Raw genomic sequence first — 20,749 nt, forward strand, 5'->3', positions numbered from 1 at the left:
TGGCTTCCGCTGGAACATGTCGCGGAAGCCTCATTTATTTACAGGGAAACAAGGAAGTGGAGTGATCAAATTTGAATGATGCAGCTGTGAGAAAGAGTACAATTATTTATTGGGCATCGGGGATTGTCTCCATTTGCGGCATAATATTTGAAGTCTTGTTCGGTGCATTGGGTTCCTATATATTAGGTGATGGCGTAAAGCAATACACGTTAATCATTTCTCTTTTCCTTACTGGTATGGGGATTGGAGCAAGTTTAAGTGAAAAAGTGATGAAAAACCTTATTATATCTTTTATCTGGGTTGAGTTTGGAGTTGCGATAATTGGTGGCTTCTCCAGTTTTACGATGTTTGGGATCACTGCTATTGCACCTGATGGAACAGATGCGTTTTATCTTTACTTTATCACTGCGTTAGTGGGTGCATTGACTGGTTTTGAATTGCCAATATTAATCAGGAAAGCAAACGAGATTGGTGTATCCCTTAATCGAAGTACTGCAAGAGTCTTATTTTCTGATTATGCCGGAGGCCTTGTTGGTGGACTTTTATTTGTTTTCTTACTGCGTCCACAATTTGGCATGGTAAAATCAGCATTCTTAGTTGGTTGTATTAACGTAACCGTTGCTTTAATCGTGTTATGGCTGTTCCGTAAAGAAATTAGGAACTTTTCTGTTCATGCCGCTTGTGGTGGAATCATTGCATTGTCATTAATTCTTGGCCTGTTTTTTGGAGAAGAGCTTGCTTTTAGCTTTGAACAGAAGCTTTATAAAGATCCAATTTTACATATGGAGGAAAGCAACTATCAAAAAATAATCCTTACTCAGGATCAGGATGATGTGAGACTTTATTTAGATGGTTCGTTGCAGCTGAGTTCAACAGATGAGCATCGTTATCACGAAACACTTGTTCATCCTGCGATGTCCTTTGTGAATGAGCCTAAAAACGTGCTGATTTTAGGTGGCGGGGACGGTGTCGCAGCAAAAGAAGTGCTAAAATATGATTCTTTAGAAAATCTCACATTAGTGGATCTTGACCCAGCAGTAGTGGAGCTCGCAAATGAAAATCGCCAATTATTAGAGTTGAATGAAGGGGCATTAATGGATCAAAGGGTTACTGTTCATAACATGGATGCCTATGAATACCTCGAGGATAGCGAAGAGTGGTTTGATGTGATTCTTATTGATTTGCCAGACCCAAATAATGAGAGTTTAAACAAGCTATATACAAAGGAATTTTACTCGTTGGTAAGGAACCATATGACGGCAGAAGGGGTAATGATGGCGCAGGGGACGAGTCCCGTTTTCGCAAGAGAGGTATATTGGACGATCTCTGAAACCATTGCTTCAACTGGGCTGAATACGGAAAACCTTCATGTAGATGTTCCTAGTTTTGGAAATTGGGGTTTTGTCATGGCGAGCAGAGAAGAGATTAAACTTGAAGATGTCACAATTGAACCGGAAACAAAGTTTTTGGATAAGGATATGTTAGGTAGTTTAACGCAGTTTGGGAAAGACGAAGATGCCAGTATGGTAGATAAAGACGGTGAGGAAATCACACTGAAACCAAACACCTTGATAGATCCTCATTTAATTCAAATTTATGAACGTGCATGGGAAAATTACTAAACGGGTAAAGGAATAGAGAACTCTTTATAGAAGTAGTAGGGAGACAATCTTTAATAAAAGGAGCGAAATATGATGAAAGTATCTTATCATGGACATTCTGTAGTTAAGGTTGAGACCGGAACAAAAACGATTCTCTTTGATCCATTTATCTCAGGTAATGAGGCATGTGATTTGGATGCAGACACGATTAAGGCAGATGTTATTTTACTCACACACGGACACAATGATCATGTGGGTGATACGTTTGAAATTGCCAAAAGAAGCAATGCCTTGGTTATAGCGCCAAACGAACTTGCAGAGTACTTAGGGAATAAAGGGTTAAAGACACATCCGATGCATATTGGTGGGAAACACAATTTTGATTTCGGACAAGTGAAATTCACCCAGGCATTTCACGGATCTGCATACACCCAAGAGGATGGTTCAACAGTTTACACAGGTATGCCAGCAGGTATTTTACTAACAATAGATGGCAAAACCATCTATCATGTGGGAGACACAGGCCTATTCTCTGACTTGAAATTAATTGGTGAGATGAATGATATCGATGTCGCATTCGTACCAATTGGTGACAACTTTACCATGGGGCCAGAAGATGCCCTCGTTGCGACGAAATGGATAAACGCTAAAACCACCGTGCCAGTGCACTACAATACCTTTCCTGTAATCGAACAAGATCCTGACGCATTTGCTGAGAAAGTAAGTGTAGGAGAAGGGAAAGCGATGAAAATTGGCGATGTTTTGGAGTTGTAGATAAAACCATAATGAAAGGCTTGGATGTTGTATCCAAGCCTTTTTTCACGATATAAATTTCCAAATTTCTTATTATGGAAGATAATGTTGCCAGCCATTTATTGTAATGGTTGCCCCTTTATGGAGTGCTAACCTTTTTTCATCCCTAATTACTATTGGTCCCCCCGTTTTTAAGCGACTGTCTTTCTTTAATTTAAGATCATGATTAAATGTTCCAGCCCCGCCAATATCCAAAAGGCTATTTTTAGCAAGGTCTACTTTTCCATCAAATTGTGCAGATCCACGTACTATTAAGGTTACACCATCATGCTGAAGGGAGAGAGACTCTGTTGCATGTAATGCCCCAGTTATTTCATACGTATCATTTGGACAAATTCCTTTCATTAATTTAACTTTCTTTGTCAGCATCAAGGAACCTTCTACTTTACATGATAGCGTGTCGCCAGGTTCTTCATCTGGCTCTGGTTCAGTTTCTTCTTCAGGGTCTGGTTCACTAGGCTCTTCTTCCGGATCCGGATTGCTAGGTTCCTCTTCTGGTTTTTGTTCTATCGGTATATCTAGAGAAACAGTTTTTTTCTTCCAGCTTGTTTTTATTTCGGTAGAACCGCCTTGATCACTAGTGGCAGTTATCACAATTGGTAGTGTATTCTGTCCCTCTTTAATAATAATACAACCCTCTTCATCAACATCTAGTATATCTTCACTGTCAAATGATATAGTAATTCCTTTTAGGGGATCTCTAGCACAGATTCTCTCTTCTCCTTTAAAAAAATCATGCTTCATTTCAGCAGCTATAACATTTAATGTCTGTTTTGTTCTTATATCGCCTTCTGATTTTTCTTCCGCACTAAACATCTGTGTGAAAATTGTGGAAGATAGTGCAATAACAATTGCTAGTAACCCGATGGCAGCAAGAAGTTCGACGAGTGTGATTCCTTTTTCATTATTAAGTTGACGAAAATTCATATTTTCACATCCAATTAAGTGCTATAATAGGATAAAAGTCACACGTGAGGCGTGAATATTGTAATGTATAAAAAAACATTTGATAATAATAGTGGTTTTACCCTTATAGAAATTATAGCATCAATCGCACTGCTCGCACTAGTTATAACTTTACTCTTGCCAATATTTCCACAAATTTTGCAGTGGACTAGTAATACGGAAAATAAACTTACTGCTAGTAATTTAATAGGACAAGTGGCCTATGATTTAGAAAAGGAAAGTATCGATTTTTCTAATATAAATGAATGTGAAGAAAAAACAACTGGACATGAAACACAAATCTCTTCAAGTTATAAAATTAATAGCAAAGATTATATAGGTACATACCAACTGTGCGAGGGGACCGAGGAAGAAATGTTTTTAGGGCTCTACCGAGCAAGAATAAAAGTGTATGAGAAAGGTGGAAAGACTCCTATAAATGAGTCCTTTACATACTTAATAGAAAATGAAGAAGGTGTGGATTAGCTATGGGCTTAAAGGGTGAAAAAGGTGCAGCACTTGTATTAACACTTTTAATAATTACTTTAATATTACTATTTATAACAACATTGTCTGGACAAGTTATTCAAACAACTAAGCAGATTACAACAGTGGAAAAACGAACTGACGCAGAATTAGTAGCACAAATGGGGATTGATTATGTACAAGCTGTATTGGATATGTACACATATAATGAAGAACAGAATGCCTTAGAATATTTACAAGAAAGATTAGAAGGCACTTTGTCAATATCTAGTTTAGAGCACCCAGAAGTTATTCTTGGGGATGGTAGACGGTTTGAAATTAACTTGCCTGACCCACCAGCTAAAGTAGAAGATGGTTTAGAGGTAGAGTACAAGATTTATGGCACTGCTCAAGGTCAAACAGTTAGAACAGATGATACCATCACCATTAATAAAGAATAGAAAGGACTGAACCACAATGATCACACGTAAACGCCTAGGTGACTTACTCCGCGATGCGGGACTCGTTAATGAACAACAAATTAATGAGGCACTGGAAAATAAAAAAAGCAATCAAAAGCTTGGTGACGCGCTCTTAGAACACGGATTTATTACAGAGAAACAGCTCATTGAAGTGCTGGAATTCCAGCTTGGTATTCCGCATGTTTCGTTATATAGGTATCCGATTGATGAAAATGTCCTTCAATTTGTAACAAGGGAGTCAGCCCAGCAAAATTTAATTATGCCATTACAAATTAGTGGGACGGAATTAATGGTTGCGATGAAGGATCCAATGGATTACTTTGTTATCGATGATTTGGAAATGGAAACAGGGTTTAGTATTTCCCCGGTAATAGCTGCCAAGGATGATATTCTTTTTGCCATCAACAAATACTACTATAAAAATGAACCCGAAATGATAGAAAATCAGAATAATGGTGAAGCTGAGGCGCCAATTATTCAATTATTTGACCAGCTGCTTACGACTGCTGTTCAGCTGAAAGCAAGTGATATACATATCGATCCCCAGGAGGCTGCGGTTCAGGTACGCTACAGAATTGACGGGAAGCTGCAAACAGAAAAAATTGTTGCCAAGCAGATGCAAAATGCACTCATTGCTCGCATAAAGATTTTGGCTAACTTAAATATTACCCAGACAAGACTACCTCAGGATGGAAGAATTAGAACAACGGTAGGGCTAACACCAGTTGATTTACGGATTTCTTGTTTACCCACAGTGTTTGGAGAAAAAATTGTAATCCGGCTTCTAGACTTAAATCAAGCATTAAAGAAGGTTAATGAGTTAGATTTCTCACAGGCAAACTTGAAAAAATATGAAGATTTGATACACCGTCCTTCAGGCCTGGTGTTATTGACAGGCCCTACAGGTTCGGGAAAAACTTCCACTTTATATGCCGCGTTACATCAATTGAATTCTGATGAAGTTAATATTGTAACAGTAGAAGACCCTGTAGAGTATCAATTAGAGGGGATCAACCAGGTACAAGTGAACAGTTCTGTTGGTTTAACCTTTTCAAGTGGCTTACGTTCTATTTTGCGGCAGGATCCTAACATCATTATGGTGGGAGAAATTCGCGACCAGGAAACAGCAGAAATTGCGATTCGTGCTTCCTTAACAGGTCACCTCGTTTTTAGTACCTTGCACACGAATAGTGCTGTGGATGCAATTCCTCGATTAATTGATATGGGAATTGAGCCATATTTAGTTGTTTCTTCTTTGTCGGGTGTCGTCGCCCAGCGGCTAGTTCGTAAGCTGTGCAGAGATTGTTTGATAGAGCGTCCAGCAACAGATATGGAAAGAGAGATCTTTGAGAAAAATGAAATGAATGTAGAACACGTCTACGATAGTGAAGGGTGTTCGGTTTGCCACCAGAGGGGCTATCGAGGAAGAATTGCTGTCCAAGAGGTTGTCGTCATTGATGATACAATCAGAGGAATGCTCTTGAATAGTGGCTCAATGAATGATATTAGAGCGTATTTAGACAAGCAAGGGACGGCTTTTCTTATAAAAGATGGGCTACAAAAAATTAAAGAAGGTAAAACGTCGATGGAAGAAATTATGCAAGTATCCATTCGACTATAGGGAGTTGATAGAATGCGAGAAATAATTGAAGGATGGCTTACAGATGCTTATAATCAGAATGCATCTGATGTACATTTAACCATCGGAAAAGCGCCCATTTTCCGGGTGAATGGTAGGTTAATGGAACAGGACATGCCTCGAATTAAGCCATCTGAGACGAAACAAATCCTGCAAGCCATCCTACCACAAGATTTATGGGACACATTGGAGAGGAATAGAGAATTAGATTTTTCTTACGGTATACAGGGTGTCTCCCGTTTTCGTATAAATACCTTTTATCAGCGCGGAGAACTGTCATTGGCGATTCGAATTATCCCGAATCACATCCCATCAATTGAGGAACTAAATCTTCCTGTTGTTGCAAAAGAAATTGTCCAAGAACCCCAAGGGCTTGTGTTGGTTACTGGTCCTACAGGAAGTGGAAAAAGTACGACGCTTGCTTCCATGATTCATTATATTAATCAAACAATGGAAAAGCATATCATCACATTAGAAGATCCGATTGAATACATGCATTCCCATAATAAATCAATTATTGATCAACGTGAGATTGGGTTTGATACGAATAGTTTTGTAAATGGTCTAAGGGCTAGTCTTCGACAGGATCCCGACATCATTTTACTTGGAGAAATGCGAGACTTAGAGACCATTTCGACTGCTATTACTGCTGCAGAAACAGGTCATCTCGTATTAGGAACATTACATACTACAGACGCCGTTTCAACAATCGAGCGAATTATTGATGTTTTCCCGCCAGCACAGCAGACGCAAATACGAATTCAGCTGTCTACTATTTTAAAGGCAGTCATTTCTCAGCGATTACTAGTAACAAGAGACGGATCTGGAAGAAGAGCAGCAACAGAGGTGCTTCGGAATACTTCAGCTGTCAAAAACCTAATACGAAACGAAAAGTTACATCAAGTTCAAAATGTGTTACAGACTTCTAGAGACCAAGGGATGCATACATTGGAGATGGAATTAAGACGACTTCTGCAAGAAGACCAAATTTCCATGGAAGCTGCAGCGCCGTATATGCAAGGAGGGAACTCCTAGTATGGACTTTCAATATGTTGGCAAACGAATGTCCGGAGAGCGGATAAAAGGAAAAATTGATGCCGATTCCAAACAGTTAGCGTTAAATGAGCTGGAGAAACAAGGTCTACTCATTACGCAAATTGAGGAAACAAAACCTTGGAACAAAGATATTATTTTAAACAAGCGTGTTAAAAACAAAGATTTTGTTCTGTTTCTGAGACAATATTCCACATTGATTCATGCTGGTATACCCATTTCTGAAGCAACCATTACAATGTCAAAACAAACCGATAATTATGCGCTTCGTACAACTTTAGAAGATATGGTAAAACAATTGGAGCAGGGAGTCTCTCTATCTACTGCAGCAGCAAAGCATCCTAACATTTTTCCCATGTTAATCGTAAACATGATTCATGCAGGAGAAGTGAGCGGTAAGCTAGATGAAATTCTTAACCAAATGGCAGATTACTATGAAAAAGAATATCGAAATAAACAAAAAGTAGTTTCTGCACTGCTTTATCCAAGTGTAGTAGGTGTCATAACCTTGATGTTGAGTATTTTTTTACTCGTGTTTATCGTGCCGCAATTCGTTACCATGTTTAATTCCTTTGGAGAAGAAATACCACCTTACACGCAATTTATTTTGAACCTTAGTGATTGGCTAGCGGTATATTGGTGGAGCATTGCCCTCTTAATCGTATTATTAGTTTTTCTTGGCAAATATATGCTAAGATATGATAGTTTTCGCTATCGAATTGATACATATAAGCTGCGCTTTCCTTTCCTTGGCGTGCTTGCACATAAAGGCGCATTAGTGCGGATGACGCAAACACTAAGCACATTGGTGAACAGTGCTGTTCCTATTTTGGAAGCAGTAGAAATAACGGAAAAGGTTGTTGGGAACAGGGTGATTCAGGATGTGTTATCTTCCTCTAAGGAAACCCTTCAACAAGGTGAATCGATTACAAAGCCGATGAAAAATCACTGGGTAATACCACCTTTAATTATTCAAATGATGCAAATTGGCGAAAGAACAGGTACATTGGACCAGATGCTAGCAAAAGCGGCTTCCTTTTATGAAGAAGAAGTAGAGCAGCTGTCAAACCGGATTAAAACATTGATAGAGCCACTTATGATCATCGTACTTACTGTCATAGTAGGGGGCATTATATCTGCAGTCGTTATTCCAATGTTTTCTATGTTCGAAAATTTACAATAAAAATGTGGTAAATTGTAGTTTTATATAATATAATAGAACTAGGTAAATAGACGGATGCTTTGAAGGGTTATCTCTATCTGGGCACTTTGATAATCTGGAGCAAGTAGTGCAACCGACCTGACTGTGTTACTAAATATACATATTTAGAGAGGCGGGGATTTTTATGCTTACACGCATGAAAAAAATGTTGAAAAAAGAAAAAGGATTTACGTTGGTAGAGTTACTAGCTGTAATTGCAATTTTAGCTATTATACTAGCGATTGCTATTCCATCAGTAGGGAAGATAATTAGTAATTCAGAGGCAAAAGCGGAGAAAGCAAATGTGGAACTAATTAAGAATGCTGCTAGGCTTGCTGACGTTTCTGATCCTGAAAAGGAAGGTGATTACACAGTAAGTGTAGCTGATCTTAAGAGTGCAGGCTTTTTAGATTCTAGTGAAAGCGATGAAGATGAACTGGTTGGTTTTGTTAAAGTAGAAACATCTACTAATGGTGTTAAAACGTATACTTACAGTAAAACAAAACCTGAATAAATTTCACAACACAACCAACGCCCTTGCCCCAAAAGCAGGGCGTTTTCTTCAATATTCAATATCTTTAACATGAAGGAGTACATAAATGGATAGTGTCATGATTCTATTGTTTTTCGGTTTAGGCTTGCTCTTTGGGTCTTTTTTTAATGTGGTCGGACTTCGGGTCCCAAAGAAGCTTCCTTTTGCAAATGACCGTTCCAGATGTCCACAATGTAATCATCAACTAGCTTGGTATGATAATATACCGCTTATTTCATTCGCTATTCAACAAGGCAAATGCCGATATTGTAAGGGCAAGATATCATACATATATCCAGTCGTTGAATTTTTAACAGGCTTTTTCTTTGCCCTAAGCTATATACAAATAGGGCTGGAGATGGAACTCGTTACAGCATTGCTACTCGTTTCCTTGCTCATGATCATCCTTGTATCCGACCTTGCTTATATGCTCATACCAAACAAAGTTCTGTTGTTTTTCTTACCATTTCTTGTGATGATGCGCTTTCTTGTGCCGCTTGATCCATGGTGGAGCAGTATAGTGGGAGCCGTGGTAGGGATAGCAGTACTTATGCTTGTTATTATCATTAGCAGAGGAGGCATGGGCGCAGGGGACATGAAACTTTTCGGCGTACTTGGCATTGTGCTTGGACTACAAGGTACCTTGTTGGCTTTTTTTCTTTCCTGCATTATTGGCGCAATCATTGGTGTGATATTAATCGGATTGAAGATCGTTGATCGAAAACAGCCCGTACCTTTCGGGCCATATATCGTGATTGCTTCCTTTATCACCTACTTCTTTGGCGAAAGATTAATAGACTGGTATTTTACATTACTTTTATAAGGACGTGACAGCATGGGCTTTATATCTAATGGTAGGGTTAATATTGTAATTACAAATCGAAAATTACGATATACCTTTCATAAAAATAATAAGTTAGAAGGATTACAAGAACATGGTGAATTGGAGCTCCCTCCATCCGTTTTAGAAGAGGGGAAGATAATGGATAAGGCTGGATTTTCTGAACTAATAAGAAAACTTGTCCAAGAGCACAAATGGAAAAGGAAAAAGCTTTTATTTGCAGTACCTGATGATACGGTGGTCATCCGGCAAATAGAAGTCCCTGCAGCTTTATCAAGAGAAGAAGCTAGGGATTATATCGAGACACAGCTTGGAAATAGTATCTATTTACCCTTTGCTAATCCTTCCATAGCAATAGATTTTCTTGAAAAACAAGGTGATAAGCAACATATCTTATTATTTGCCTATCCAAAAGAGAAAATAAATGATTTTGTAGAGGTGTTTGAACAACAAGGGTTGCGTCCAGTAGTGGCAGACTTAACCTCCTTATCTGTTTATCGATATTACATGGCTACACGGAAGGAAACAACAACACAGAATCACATTTTGCACGTTCACTGGAACGCGGAAGCACTTGTGCTGACAGCTTTCAAAGAAAATAAGCCAATTTTCACAAGGCATATGAAAATGGAAAAAGCTATGGAAAACTCCGATATGGACCGGACAATTAATGAGTATTTAATAGAAATAAATCGCATCATAGATTTCTATCAATATTCCATTACAAAAGGCACTTCCCAAATAGAGCTTCTTTTACTATCTGGTGATTACGCTGGTCTACCAGCGTTAAAACAACGCTTTATAGAAGGTGAAACCTTAGCAGTTGAGGATTTTTCAAATGGTGAGCTACCATCCAAATATACAGACGTATTAGGTCTGGCTATGAAGAATGAGGTTTAAACGGTATGAGTACAGAAATAAACTTTATTAAAAAGCAACCAAATAAAAAGCTATTCTTCATCATATCTGGAGGGGCTTTCCTTATTTTAGCCTGTTGTATAATGGCCTTTTTGCTTGTCCAGAAAAACAGTATAGATAAGGAAATCTCTGCTGCTGAAACACAATTAACAGAGTTGGAAATCACCATTGCTGAGCAACAAAACGATGCAGCGGGAACAAGAGAAATGGAGCAACTAATTGTTGAAACCCAAAGAATTAGAAGTGAAGCTTCACCTACTATACCTCTTTTCCATGCTGTGACCGATTTATTGGTATCGAGCGAACAGCTGATAAGCTATGCAAACGATTCTATAACTTCTTTTGTTGTAACAGCAAGCTACCCTAGTATGGAGGAAGTTGCAGATTTTGTGGCAGAAGCTTCTGACTTAGCCTACGTAACAGAGGTACAACTAACTAGTGTTGTTGCAGTAGAAGAAGACTATGAAGCTGTGTTGACGGTACAATTGCATGAGGAAATGCTGAAGGAGGAGCTTGGCACACATGATGAAATCATTGAATAAAACGCATATACTCGTGTTGGTCGGCTTGCTCGTTGTATTAGGATTAGTGTATTTAGTAGGATATCACTATTTAATAAAGCCACAAAAAAGTGAAGCAGAAAATCTACATAATCAAGTGTCAATGTTTGAAAACCAGGTTGCGCGTAATGCTGATGACAACAAAGAAGAAGCGACAGGAGATTCTGAAGCTATTGCACAACTTATTCCCAACCGTCTCGCAATCGATTCCTTATTACGAGAAATACATGGGTTGGCAAATTCATCTAATGTTCAGATCGATTATATAGGCTCAGCAACTGGAAATGGTGAGGGAGCTGATGAAACAACTGAGGAGACGTCAGAAGTTCAGGAAGCTACATATTCACTAGATGTTACAGGAGAGAGCTTAAAAGATGTAAATCAGTTCTTAGATGCAATGCTAGAAGGAGAAAGATTAATTACGATTGAAACTTTAAATGTGGACGAAGATGGAGAGTCTTTTTTTGCATCCATTTCATTTTCTACTTACTATGCCGAATAGCCTTTAAAAGGCTATTTTTTTTGCCTTTTTTCGTTCTCAACTAATGTTCTGTTTGGTGGACTTTTTTCATACATTGGTCAATAGGAGGAGATATAATGCGACATTATGCTATTTTGCGATTATTGCTTGCAGCGTTTTTACTTTATTTTGCATGGCCGGTAATCCCCTATGCCAACACAACAATAGAAATGGTTTTTTGGGGAGGTTGGCTAGGGTTTCTATTCTTAGTAGTAGGTTCAAACCTTGCTACGTTATTAAAAATGACTAAGCCACCAATTATGGAACAGCAGGAACCTCAACAGCGCAGGTCCCATAACTATTGAGTTTACTAACAATCAACTGTATAATAAAGTTTAAATAATGTACTAGTACAGTTGAAGGTTGGTGGAACACCATTGGCAACGAAACACGAGCAGATTATCCAACATATTCTATCCCTTTCTGTTGGTCACAAAATTTCAGTGAGGCAAATTGCAAAGGAATTAAATGTTAGTGATGGGACAGCATATCGAGCAATTAAAGAAGCAGAAAACCAAGGGATTGTAAGCACCATCGAACGGGTAGGGACCATACGAATTGAGAGGAAAAATAGAGAGAACTTTGAGAGGCTCTCCTTTGCTGAGGTTATTAATATTATTGATGGACAAGTTCTTGGTGGCAAAGCTGGTCTTCATAAAACATTAAACAAATTTGTGATCGGGGCTATGCAGCTAGATGCCATGATGCGGTATACCGAGGCAAACTCTCTTTTGATTATAGGGAACCGTGTGGAAGCACATGAATTGGCATTGAATGAAGGCGCTGCAGTCCTGATTACCGGTGGGTTTGATACAGAGGAACATATAAAACGACTGGCAGATGAAAAAGAATTGCCGATCATTTCCACAAGTTATGATACGTTTACTGTTGCTGCCATGATTAACCGGGCTATATATGACCAACTCATTAAAAAGGAAATTGTCTTTGTCGGAGACATTTTCACACCTTATGAAGCATCCTGGTTCCTCCAAGCAGGGGATACAGTTAGTGACTGGTATAAGTTAAATGAGCAATCAAGCCATACAAGATTTCCGGTTATTGATGACAGCAATAGGGTATTAGGAATGGTGACCTCTAAAGATGTGGTAGCGAAGGAAGCAGATATGCTTATAGAGAAGGTGATGAGTAAGAATCCTCAGGTGGTGCAGGCAAAAACGTCACTAGCATCGGTAGCTCATATGATGGTTTGGGAAGGCATTGAGGTAGTGCCTGTAACCGATCAGGCTTCTCGGTTACAAGGGGTTATTTCCAGGCAAGATGTGCTTAAAGCACTACAGCAGATACAGCGGCAGCCTCAGGTCGGAGAGACAATTGATGACATAGTATCAAGATCATTAATTGATTCTGACGATGACATACCTGAATACCATGCGGATGTAACACCACAGATGACGAATCAACTTGGAACGCTTTCTAATGGAGTGTTTACCGCCTTAATCACGGAAGCGAGCAGTCGGCTGTTAATGTATTACAAAAAAGGAGATTTGGTCGTAGAAAATCTAACGGTGTATTTTTTAAAGCCTATGCAAATTGACAGTAAGCTAGTGATTAAACCAAAGTTGTTAGAAGCGGGAAGAATGTACGCGAAAATAGAAATTGAAGTATACAATGAACGTAAAATTGCAGGGAAAGGGTTAATCATGGCCCAATTAATTGATCGCTAAAGACTAAAGCTTTGAGCGGAATTTCTAAGGTAATCATTAAAAAAAGCTGACTCTATTCGTCAGCTTTATAACCTGCAGGATTTAACCGCCGGTATTCGTTTTTGTAATGCCTTGCTTCCTTAAATCCAGTATAAAGTTGTAGACCGCCTAATACGAAAAATAGAAGTCCTATAAAAAGAGATAACTGGGTTAGATAGTAAACATATTGATTAACACCAAAGAATAGTACGAAGCTACCTAGGCACATACGAGACCTTGCGTTAAAATAGACTTGTGTAAGCCGATCCCTCGTTTTTAAGATCGCAACCTTATAGTACACATAGAACACAACGGATAGGATGATAATAACCGGGAAAATAAACATAATTTCACTCCTAGATGTATGTATAATTGGAAAGTATATTAATTTCGTTAAATAATGCTCCAAACCAAGCACAACTGTATGGGCTGGCAAAGCACCTTCTTCTATTGTAACTTTTTTATGCATGTTTAGCCAGAACGAAATGAAAACTGTGGAGGTAACAAATATGTCGATTCAGCAAATAATAGACACGATTAAATCCTATGATACCATTATTATTCATAGACATGTTCGTCCAGACCCAGATGCACTTGGGTCGCAAGGTGGACTTAAAGAGATCATCCAAGCTTCTTATCCGGAAAAAAACGTGTACGCTGTAGGAGAAGTTGACCCCTCCTTAGAATTCTTATTGAAAATGGACGTGATAGCTGATGACGTATACAAGCAGGCGCTTGTTATCACGTGTGATACAGCAAATACAGATAGGATAAGTGACTCTCGGTATAACCTTGGAGATAAATTAATTAAAATTGATCACCATCCAAATAATGACGCGTACGGTGACATTTTGTGGGTAGATACCCAAGCCAGTTCCACTAGTGAAATGGTTTATGAGTTGTACCTTCACGGTAAAGACCAGGGATTACAATTAAATGATAAATCTGCTGCATCTCTCTATGCTGGTATTGTTGGGGATACAGGGAGATTTTTATTTCCTAGTACAACTAAAAAAACCTTTGAATATGCTTCAGACCTTGTAACATATGATTTTGACCGAAGCTCACTTTATGATGGGATATACAATGTTAAACAAAACATAGCAAGGCTTCGGGGTTATGTTTTACAACGTTATGAACTTTCACCAAATGGATTAAGTACAATTAAGTTGACCCAGGATATTTTAGCTTCCTTTAAAGTAGACCCAATTGAAACAGGGCAACTTGTGGGCATACTTGGCGAAGTGGAAGGAATAAAAGCATGGGTGTTTTTCATTGAGGAAGAGGATTTAATTCGTGTAAGATTAAGATCCAAAGGGCCAATTGTGAACGAGGTTGCAGCAAAATACAATGGCGGAGGCCATCCTATGGCATCTGGGGCCACGGTATATAGCTGGGAAGAAGCAGAGCAAGTCGTTCAAGATTTAGAGGAAGTATGCAAGGCATTTAAGTAAGAGCCAAGCCTTAATTATCTTCATTACTTAAACGGAAACGAAGCCAGACAGTTCCATTGACTGTTTGGCTTTTACGTTAAGTAATGTTTTACTTCTCACCTGAAATTGGAATGATCCAGCATCCCTTTTGGGTTTCATCATAGTGAACCTGTAGCTGCTCTTTTTCGATGCAGCGTTTCAACATTCTAATGAGCTCATTTGATTCAGCATAAGCAGTGTGTCCATTTCTCAATTGGGCAAGCTTTACATCGCGCATTTTATTATAAGGCAATATTAGCATGGAGAACCACCCTTTCTTATTATGTATAATATATGTAGTGGGATGGTTAATGGGCACTGTCCGCTTTCAAAATCTAATTCAAAGCTTCTACTTCTAAGAAGGCCTTCACTGTTTCAGAAATGACTAGCATTCGAACGGTAAATTGGTAACGAAGATCGTCTACGGTAAACTCTTTATTTTCTATTGACGAAATGAGAAGCTGGTCGATTTCTTCGACAATGGACACACTTTGCCCAGTAATATGGCTTATCTCATCCTTTACTAGCTCTTGAAGCTTTGGAACAACAAGGCTGTCCAGCGATAATTCCTCTGCGTTCTCAATCTTTATTTCAATAACAGACACCTTAACAGGGGCCTTTAAGTTCTCCGTATCCTTTAAAAGGGCTTCGTTCTGGTTTTTTAAATCATTCACCCGAGAAGTAAGCTCAAGATTTTCTTTTAATTTATTTTCATACATGCTGCCAAACATGAAAATAAAAACGATGTAAGCGATAATACCGCCAACAAGGGCACCTGCAATAAAACGTTGCCAAGTATTTTTTTTATGGTAGGGAGGAACATGCATTAGGACACTTCCTCTTGGATAAGCCATTCAATAAGCACTACTGCAGTTTTTACGCCACCCATGGCACATAAAATCAAGACAATCTGCCGGAAAATATCCATGGTTGATCCATCAAAAATCCCTCTTTCAAAATTGCTAAGCGCGTCGAATGTTCCTCCAATCGCTGCAGCAATAGCCCAAATTCGTAGCTTTTTTGCAATAGTACCTATTGCCGAGAGAGGAGCATCTCCTGTAGCAAATTCACCAATACTTCCAATAATAGATCCACCCACCATTACACCGAAGGCGATGAAGAAGCAATGTATGGCAGTAGCAAAAAAACGTTCTTCCATGAAAACGACTCCTTCCAAGGCATGTCCCTATTATTTTATGAAATGTAATGAAGGGTTATGATTAATTATCAACATTTACGTATGCATGTTCTATATAGATTGTTATAATAGGAATGAAAGAATAGAAGGCGGGATACTATGTCATATACCCATTTGCAAGTAAGAAGTGGATATAGTTTTTTTAATAGCACCATCACGATTGAAAAGCTCGTAAAGAAAGCGAATGAATTAAAATTTGATGCACTTGCATTAACGGATGAAAATGCGCTGTATGGGGTCATTCCTTTTTATAAAGAATGTAAGAAGAAAGGGATAAAGCCGATTATTGGCATGATTATCCAAATAGAAGATGAAGAACGTAACCAAGAGCAATGTATTTTGCTAGCAAAAAATAATACAGGCTATCAAGCACTCATAAAAATAAGTACTTGGCTTCAGCAAGAGGAACGAGAAACAATTGATGTGGCAACCTTACGTCATTTAGTAGAAGATGTGGTTGCGATATTCACACTTACCAACTCTACCTTTAGAACACGGATGGAAACAGATACGGTTGATCAATTACAAACCTACATAAAAAAGTGGGAAGGTCTTGTTGAAAAGGGTGACTTTTATTTAGGAATCCAGGAAAGAGATATTCCAAGCATGGAAATTCTTCAGGAGCTGCAGAAACAATATGGGTTAAGTGTCACAGCATTACATGACGTACGATACCTGAATGCAAAGGATGATACCGTATTTGATTGCTTGCAGTCCATGAAAAGTGGAGATAGCTGGGAAGTCAGTCAGCATGGTTCTGATCCTTTAGAGAGACATCTCAAATCCTCTGAGGAAATAGCTAACACCTTTCAATCTGTTTGGCCAGAGGCTTTACTTGAAACGAAGAAGATTGTTGAAAAATGTAATGTAACCATACAATTTGGGAAGCGATTATTGCCGTCCTTTCCACTTCCGTCCAGTACAGACGCAGAAACATATTTAAAAACGGTATGTTTTGAGAATTTGCCTAAGAAATATAACCCGGTAACCGAAGAAGTCAAAACTCGGTTGGAAGAAGAATTACGGATTATCGCAAATATGGGATTTAATGATTATTTTTTAATTGTGGCTGACTTCATTGAATATGCAAAAGTAAATGGAATTATGGTTGGTCCGGGCAGGGGATCGGCAGCAGGTTCTCTAGTTGCCTATTTACTTGGGATTATAGATGTAGACCCTATTAAATATAACCTCTTATTTGAGAGGTTTTTAAACCCTGAAAGACAAACAATGCCAGATATAGATATAGACTTCTCCGATACAAGAAGAGATGAAGTCATGGAATATATAAGGGATAAATACGGGGAAGACCATGTAGCTCAAATTATTATCTTTGGAACGTTTGGAGCAAGATCAGCCTTAAGAGAAGTGATGAAGACAATGGAAATAGATCAGCAGGATTCTGCATATCTATTAAAACACATTCCGTTGCAATCCAAGCTGCCCATTCCAGAACTTGTAAAGCAATCAACTGAACTTGTTTCCTATATAAAACAATCGCCTACTTTGAAAACACTATTTTCTATAGCTGCAAGATTAGAGGGATTGCCTCGCCATGTATCGACACATGCTGCGGGGGTAGTCATAAGTGAACAAGCCCTTGTAGAACATATTCCCTTAAGGTCAGGTACAGGCGATATAATGCTCACACAGTTTCCGATGAATGAGCTTGAGGAGTTAGGCTTACTTAAAATAGATTTACTAGGCTTAAGAAATTTGTCCTTGATCGAGCGAGTTACTCGCAATATTCGCTATTCTTATAAAAAGCAGGTTGATGTTCATAACTTGGAACATGGTGACGAAAAGACATTCGCTTTATTAAGACAAGGAAAAACGAATGGCGTCTTTCAGCTTGAATCACAGGGCATGCAGCAAGTATTGCATAATTTGCAGCCTACTTCTTTTGAAGACATAGTGGCAGTAAATGCTCTTTATCGTCCAGGTCCAATGGAATATATTCCAACGTATATTAAAAGAAAGAATGACATAGATTCAATTAGTTATCCACACCCAGACTTGGAGCCCATACTGTCAAACACGTATGGTGTACTCGTCTATCAAGAACAAATCATGCAGATTGCAAATAGAATTGCTGGCATGTCCCTAGGTGAGGCGGATATTCTACGTCGTGCTATAAGTAAAAAGCAAGAACATGTTTTACAAGAGCAAAGACAGATATTTGTACGAGGCTGTGTGCAAAATGGGTATGATGGGGCCATTGGTGAGGAAATTTTCACCTGGATCGTCCGATTTGCGAATTATGGGTTTAATCGCAGTCATGCCGTAGCCTATAGTATAATATCCTACCAACTTGCTTATTTAAAGGCACACTATCCTGCAGCTTTCTTCACGGAATTGTTAAGTTCTGTTGCCAATCAGCAGGAAAAAATGCACCAGTATATACAAGAAATTAAAGATTTGGGAATAAGTCTTGCAGCACCCTCCATTAACTCCAGCTTTGGTCGCTTTTCCGTGGAAGGTTCTGATATACGGATGGGGCTTTCTTCGATTAAAGGAGTAGGTAATCAAGTAGTACAAGAGATTATTCGTGTTAGGAAAGAGGCTCCTTTTAAAGACCTCTTTGATTTCTGTCTACGTGTATCTCAAAAGGTAGTGAACAGAAAGACTATAGAATTACTAATTATGGCGGGGACATTCGATGAGACAAAGCCAAACAGAGCCAGTCTTTTAGCATCTATTGACCGTGCACTTGATCAAGGCGAATTGTTTAAGGAGTTTCAAGACCAGCCAAGTTTATTTCAGGATAAGATAGAACTAGAGGCAGATTATGTCGAAATAGAGGACTTCAGCCCCCTGAAAAAATTGTCAGATGAAAGGGAACTTCTCGGAATTTATGTATCCAGTCATCCATTACATACATACCGAGAGTTACTTAGAGAAAATGGACAATTGTCTATATCTGCGGCATTTTCTATAGAAGCAAAAAAGGAAATACAGAGTACAGTTATGATTCAAAGCATTAAAACAATACGCACCAAGCGTGGTGAAAATATGGCATTCCTTACACTGAATGATGAAACGGGGGACATAGATGCAGTGGCGTTCCCAGAGCTATACAGAAATAGTAGAAAGTTGATGGAGGAAGAAAGTATGGTTACGGTTAAAGGAAAAGTGGAGGAACGTAACGGTACGAAGCAATTATTATTAAGCAGTTTAACTTCCTTTGATGAAATAACCTTACAGAACGTTAAAAATCACGAGAGACTATTTATTAGGACTACAGGTGAGGAAAATGAGAAAGATCTTCATGCAATTCGCGAAATTGTAGTGGAGCATCCTGGTGCAGTTCCCATTATTGTGTACAGGCAAAAGCAAAAAAGGTCATATAAGCTAGACAGTGAATACTTTATTGAGCCTTCGTATAAATGCTTAAAAGCTTTAAAGCAATATTTCGGTGAGGAAAATGTTGTACTGGATAAACAAGCAAAATAAACTATACTTTACAGAGCTTAACCATCTGTTATAATGTAATGGTTAAGGGTGGTCTGACCACTTTACGGCGATTTCTACTGCAAATAAAGGAGCGATAATCTAATATGGCAAGCTTAAGAGACGAAGCATTGCACATGCACAAAGTGAATAAAGGAAAGCTAACTACCCAGTCTAAGGTACCTGTTACAAATGCAGAGGAACTTAGTTTGGCCTATTCTCCAGGTGTAGCTGAACCTTGTAAAGAAATTTACGATCGCAAGGAAACAGTCTATGATTACACAATGAAAGGGAACATGGTGGCAGTAGTCAGTGACGGATCTGCTGTATTAGGATTAGGAAATATTGGACCAGAAGCTGCATTGCCGGTTATGGAAGGGAAATCAGTCCTTTTTAAAAGCTTTGCAGGAGTCGATTCATTTCCTATTTGCCTGGCGACACAGGATGTAGAAGAAATTGTTCAGACTGTAAAATTAATGGAACCAACCTTTGGCGGAGTTAATCTTGAGGATATCGCCGCACCGAATTGTTTTATTATTGAAGATCGACTAAAAAAGGAAACGAACATACCTATTTTTCATGATGACCAGCACGGAACAGCAATTGTTACAGTTGCTGGATTAATTAATGCACTAAAACTAGTTGGAAAAAGCTTTTCTGATATTAAAGTTGTTGCCAACGGGGCAGGTGCTGCTGGGATTGCAATTATTAAACTTTTATATAACTTCGGCGTTCGTAATATGGTTATGTGTGATTCGCGTGGTGCTATATTTGAAGGGCGTTCCTATGGTATGAATGACATTAAAGAACGTGTCGCGACCTTTACTAATCAAGATAAAAAAGAAGGCAGTTTGGAAGAAATGCTGGAAGATGCAGATGTCTTTATCGGCGTTTCTGTTGGAGGAGCCTTGTCTAAAGAAATGGTAAGTAAAATGAATGATGATGCTATCATTTTTGCCATGGCTAACCCAGAACCAGAAATCATGCCAGAAGATGCTAAAGCAGCTGGTGCAAGGGTTATCGGTACAGGCCGTTCTGACTTTCCAAACCAGGTGAATAATGTATTGGCATTTCCAGGGATTTTCCGCGGGGCTTTAGACGTTCGTGCGACCAGAATTAATGAGCGCATGAAGGTAGCAGCAGCAAACGCGATTGCTTCGTTGATTTCAGACGATGAGCTCAATGAGGATTACGTGATCCCTGCTCCGTTTGATTCCCGTGTTGCACCAATTGTTGCAAAAACAGTTGCCAAGGCAGCAATGGAATCAGGGGTTTCCAGAATTGATGTAGATCCAGAGGAAATTGCAGAGAAAACAAGAAGGCTAACGCAAATAGATAATAAATAGGTGGTAGAAG

22 protein-coding genes and 1 riboswitch are annotated in these 20,749 nt (G+C 38.8%); of the genes, 17 read left to right on the top strand and 5 right to left on the bottom strand.

What is annotated here, in order from left to right; genetic code table 11:
- Positions 1-71: 71 nt before the first annotated feature.
- Both BN985_RS09420 and BN985_RS09425 read left to right on the top strand, forming a co-directional pair.
- The gene (locus BN985_RS09420) at positions 72-1,622 is read left to right on the top strand and encodes a polyamine aminopropyltransferase (RefSeq protein WP_042223223.1); all 1,551 of its coding nucleotides are present in this window, start codon (positions 72-74) and stop codon (positions 1,620-1,622) included.
- A gap of 72 nt (positions 1,623-1,694) precedes the next feature.
- Positions 1,695-2,375, top strand: a complete 681-nt coding sequence (locus tag BN985_RS09425; RefSeq protein ID WP_042223224.1) for a metal-dependent hydrolase — start codon at positions 1,695-1,697, stop codon at positions 2,373-2,375.
- Positions 2,376-2,447: 72 nt separating this feature from the next.
- On the opposite strand, the gene BN985_RS09430 is transcribed toward BN985_RS09425, so the two are convergent.
- Positions 2,448-3,341, bottom strand: coding sequence for a PulJ/GspJ family protein (locus tag BN985_RS09430; protein WP_042223225.1), 894 nt, complete (start codon positions 3,339-3,341; stop codon positions 2,448-2,450).
- A gap of 63 nt (positions 3,342-3,404) precedes the next feature.
- On the opposite strand from BN985_RS09430, the gene BN985_RS09435 reads away from it, so the two are divergent.
- The 12 genes from BN985_RS09435 to BN985_RS09490 all read left to right on the top strand — a co-directional run bounded on the left by BN985_RS09435 (position 3,405) and on the right by BN985_RS09490 (position 13,255).
- On the top strand, positions 3,405-3,845 hold the full coding sequence (locus BN985_RS09435) for a prepilin-type N-terminal cleavage/methylation domain-containing protein (protein ID WP_042223226.1): 441 nt from the start codon (positions 3,405-3,407) through the stop codon (positions 3,843-3,845).
- Between the two features lie 2 nt (positions 3,846-3,847).
- Positions 3,848-4,285: a hypothetical protein gene (locus tag BN985_RS09440; protein WP_042223227.1), complete on the top strand. Its 438-nt coding sequence runs from the start codon at positions 3,848-3,850 to the stop codon at positions 4,283-4,285.
- Between the two features lie 16 nt (positions 4,286-4,301).
- Positions 4,302-5,927, top strand: a complete 1,626-nt coding sequence (locus tag BN985_RS09445; protein ID WP_042223228.1) for a GspE/PulE family protein — start codon at positions 4,302-4,304, stop codon at positions 5,925-5,927.
- Between the two features lie 12 nt (positions 5,928-5,939).
- Positions 5,940-6,980: a type IV pilus twitching motility protein PilT gene (locus BN985_RS09450; RefSeq protein ID WP_042223229.1), complete on the top strand. Its 1,041-nt coding sequence runs from the start codon at positions 5,940-5,942 to the stop codon at positions 6,978-6,980.
- Position 6,981: 1 nt separating this feature from the next.
- Positions 6,982-8,181 (top strand): type II secretion system F family protein, encoded by a 1,200-nt coding sequence (locus BN985_RS09455; RefSeq protein WP_042223230.1) that lies wholly within the window; start codon positions 6,982-6,984, stop codon positions 8,179-8,181.
- Between the two features lie 44 nt (positions 8,182-8,225).
- A riboswitch (cyclic di-GMP riboswitch) is annotated at positions 8,226-8,308 on the top strand.
- Between the two features lie 36 nt (positions 8,309-8,344).
- Positions 8,345-8,713, top strand: a complete 369-nt coding sequence (locus BN985_RS09460) for a prepilin-type N-terminal cleavage/methylation domain-containing protein (RefSeq protein WP_042223231.1) — start codon at positions 8,345-8,347, stop codon at positions 8,711-8,713.
- An 85-nt stretch (positions 8,714-8,798) separates the two neighbouring features.
- Positions 8,799-9,554, top strand: a complete 756-nt coding sequence (locus tag BN985_RS09465; protein WP_042223232.1) for a prepilin peptidase — start codon at positions 8,799-8,801, stop codon at positions 9,552-9,554.
- A gap of 12 nt (positions 9,555-9,566) precedes the next feature.
- Positions 9,567-10,472: a type IV pilus biogenesis protein PilM gene (gene pilM, locus BN985_RS09470; RefSeq protein WP_042223233.1), complete on the top strand. Its 906-nt coding sequence runs from the start codon at positions 9,567-9,569 to the stop codon at positions 10,470-10,472.
- 5 nt (positions 10,473-10,477) lie between these two features.
- Complete coding sequence (locus tag BN985_RS09475) at positions 10,478-11,032, top strand: PilN domain-containing protein (protein ID WP_042223234.1); 555 nt, start codon at positions 10,478-10,480, stop codon at positions 11,030-11,032.
- A complete protein-coding gene (locus BN985_RS09480; protein ID WP_042223235.1) occupies positions 11,013-11,552 on the top strand; it encodes a hypothetical protein in 540 nt (179 codons plus the stop codon). The genes BN985_RS09475 and BN985_RS09480 overlap by 20 nt, the downstream gene beginning before the upstream one ends.
- A 95-nt stretch (positions 11,553-11,647) precedes the next feature.
- Positions 11,648-11,875 carry a hypothetical protein gene (locus BN985_RS09485; RefSeq protein ID WP_042223236.1) on the top strand — a complete coding sequence of 76 codons (228 nt, stop codon included), beginning with the start codon at positions 11,648-11,650 and terminating at the stop codon, positions 11,873-11,875.
- A 72-nt stretch (positions 11,876-11,947) separates the two neighbouring features.
- On the top strand, positions 11,948-13,255 hold the full coding sequence (locus tag BN985_RS09490; RefSeq protein WP_042223237.1) for a DRTGG domain-containing protein: 1,308 nt from the start codon (positions 11,948-11,950) through the stop codon (positions 13,253-13,255).
- Between the two features lie 52 nt (positions 13,256-13,307).
- On the opposite strand, the gene BN985_RS09495 is transcribed toward BN985_RS09490, so the two are convergent.
- Positions 13,308-13,709, bottom strand: coding sequence for a YtpI family protein (locus BN985_RS09495; RefSeq protein ID WP_332257482.1), 402 nt, complete (start codon positions 13,707-13,709; stop codon positions 13,308-13,310).
- A gap of 73 nt (positions 13,710-13,782) precedes the next feature.
- On the opposite strand from BN985_RS09495, the gene BN985_RS09500 reads away from it, so the two are divergent.
- The gene (locus BN985_RS09500; protein ID WP_042223239.1) at positions 13,783-14,727 is read left to right on the top strand and encodes a DHH family phosphoesterase; all 945 of its coding nucleotides are present in this window, start codon (positions 13,783-13,785) and stop codon (positions 14,725-14,727) included.
- Between the two features lie 88 nt (positions 14,728-14,815).
- Here the strand turns inward: BN985_RS09500 and BN985_RS09505 are convergent, their stop codons facing one another.
- The 3 genes from BN985_RS09505 to BN985_RS09515 all read right to left on the bottom strand — a co-directional run bounded on the left by BN985_RS09505 (position 14,816) and on the right by BN985_RS09515 (position 15,904).
- On the bottom strand, positions 14,816-15,007 hold the full coding sequence (locus BN985_RS09505) for a hypothetical protein (protein ID WP_042223240.1): 192 nt from the start codon (positions 15,005-15,007) through the stop codon (positions 14,816-14,818).
- A 73-nt stretch (positions 15,008-15,080) separates the two neighbouring features.
- Positions 15,081-15,599: a sporulation membrane protein YtrI gene (gene ytrI / locus BN985_RS09510; protein WP_232225580.1), complete on the bottom strand. Its 519-nt coding sequence runs from the start codon at positions 15,597-15,599 to the stop codon at positions 15,081-15,083.
- A complete protein-coding gene (locus BN985_RS09515; RefSeq protein ID WP_042223242.1) occupies positions 15,572-15,904 on the bottom strand; it encodes a YtrH family sporulation protein in 333 nt (110 codons plus the stop codon). The genes ytrI and BN985_RS09515 overlap by 28 nt, the downstream gene beginning before the upstream one ends.
- 138 nt (positions 15,905-16,042) lie before the next feature.
- On the opposite strand from BN985_RS09515, the gene dnaE reads away from it, so the two are divergent.
- Positions 16,043-19,396, top strand: coding sequence for a DNA polymerase III subunit alpha (gene dnaE / locus BN985_RS09520; RefSeq protein WP_042223243.1), 3,354 nt, complete (start codon positions 16,043-16,045; stop codon positions 19,394-19,396).
- 104 nt (positions 19,397-19,500) lie between these two features.
- Entirely contained in the window at positions 19,501-20,739 is a 1,239-nt protein-coding gene (locus BN985_RS09525) for an NAD(P)-dependent malic enzyme (protein ID WP_042223244.1), read from the top strand.
- Positions 20,740-20,749: the final 10 nt, after the last annotated feature.

The organism is Oceanobacillus manasiensis, from assembly GCF_000724085.1.
In the GTDB taxonomy this organism is placed as follows: Bacteria; Bacillota; Bacilli; order Bacillales; family Amphibacillaceae; genus Oceanobacillus_B; species Oceanobacillus_B manasiensis.

Coding starts and splice junctions, on each gene's coding strand:
- BN985_RS09500 (WP_042223239.1), top strand. CDS start 13,783: ATGTCGATTCAGCAAATAATAGACACGATTAAATCCTATGATACCATT.
- BN985_RS09435 (WP_042223226.1), top strand. CDS start 3,405: ATGTATAAAAAAACATTTGATAATAATAGTGGTTTTACCCTTATAGAA.
- BN985_RS09460 (WP_042223231.1), top strand. CDS start 8,345: ATGCTTACACGCATGAAAAAAATGTTGAAAAAAGAAAAAGGATTTACG.
- BN985_RS09450 (WP_042223229.1), top strand. CDS start 5,940: ATGCGAGAAATAATTGAAGGATGGCTTACAGATGCTTATAATCAGAAT.
- BN985_RS09440 (WP_042223227.1), top strand. CDS start 3,848: ATGGGCTTAAAGGGTGAAAAAGGTGCAGCACTTGTATTAACACTTTTA.
- BN985_RS09465 (WP_042223232.1), top strand. CDS start 8,799: ATGGATAGTGTCATGATTCTATTGTTTTTCGGTTTAGGCTTGCTCTTT.
- BN985_RS09485 (WP_042223236.1), top strand. CDS start 11,648: ATGCGACATTATGCTATTTTGCGATTATTGCTTGCAGCGTTTTTACTT.
- BN985_RS09505 (WP_042223240.1), bottom strand. CDS start 15,007: ATGCTAATATTGCCTTATAATAAAATGCGCGATGTAAAGCTTGCCCAA.
- ytrI (WP_232225580.1), bottom strand. CDS start 15,599: ATGGCTTATCCAAGAGGAAGTGTCCTAATGCATGTTCCTCCCTACCAT.
- BN985_RS09480 (WP_042223235.1), top strand. CDS start 11,013: ATGATGAAATCATTGAATAAAACGCATATACTCGTGTTGGTCGGCTTG.
- dnaE (WP_042223243.1), top strand. CDS start 16,043: ATGTCATATACCCATTTGCAAGTAAGAAGTGGATATAGTTTTTTTAAT.
- BN985_RS09425 (WP_042223224.1), top strand. CDS start 1,695: ATGAAAGTATCTTATCATGGACATTCTGTAGTTAAGGTTGAGACCGGA.
- pilM (WP_042223233.1), top strand. CDS start 9,567: ATGGGCTTTATATCTAATGGTAGGGTTAATATTGTAATTACAAATCGA.
- BN985_RS09430 (WP_042223225.1), bottom strand. CDS start 3,341: ATGAATTTTCGTCAACTTAATAATGAAAAAGGAATCACACTCGTCGAA.
- BN985_RS09515 (WP_042223242.1), bottom strand. CDS start 15,904: ATGGAAGAACGTTTTTTTGCTACTGCCATACATTGCTTCTTCATCGCC.
- BN985_RS09475 (WP_042223234.1), top strand. CDS start 10,478: ATGAGTACAGAAATAAACTTTATTAAAAAGCAACCAAATAAAAAGCTA.
- BN985_RS09525 (WP_042223244.1), top strand. CDS start 19,501: ATGGCAAGCTTAAGAGACGAAGCATTGCACATGCACAAAGTGAATAAA.
- BN985_RS09455 (WP_042223230.1), top strand. CDS start 6,982: ATGGACTTTCAATATGTTGGCAAACGAATGTCCGGAGAGCGGATAAAA.
- BN985_RS09445 (WP_042223228.1), top strand. CDS start 4,302: ATGATCACACGTAAACGCCTAGGTGACTTACTCCGCGATGCGGGACTC.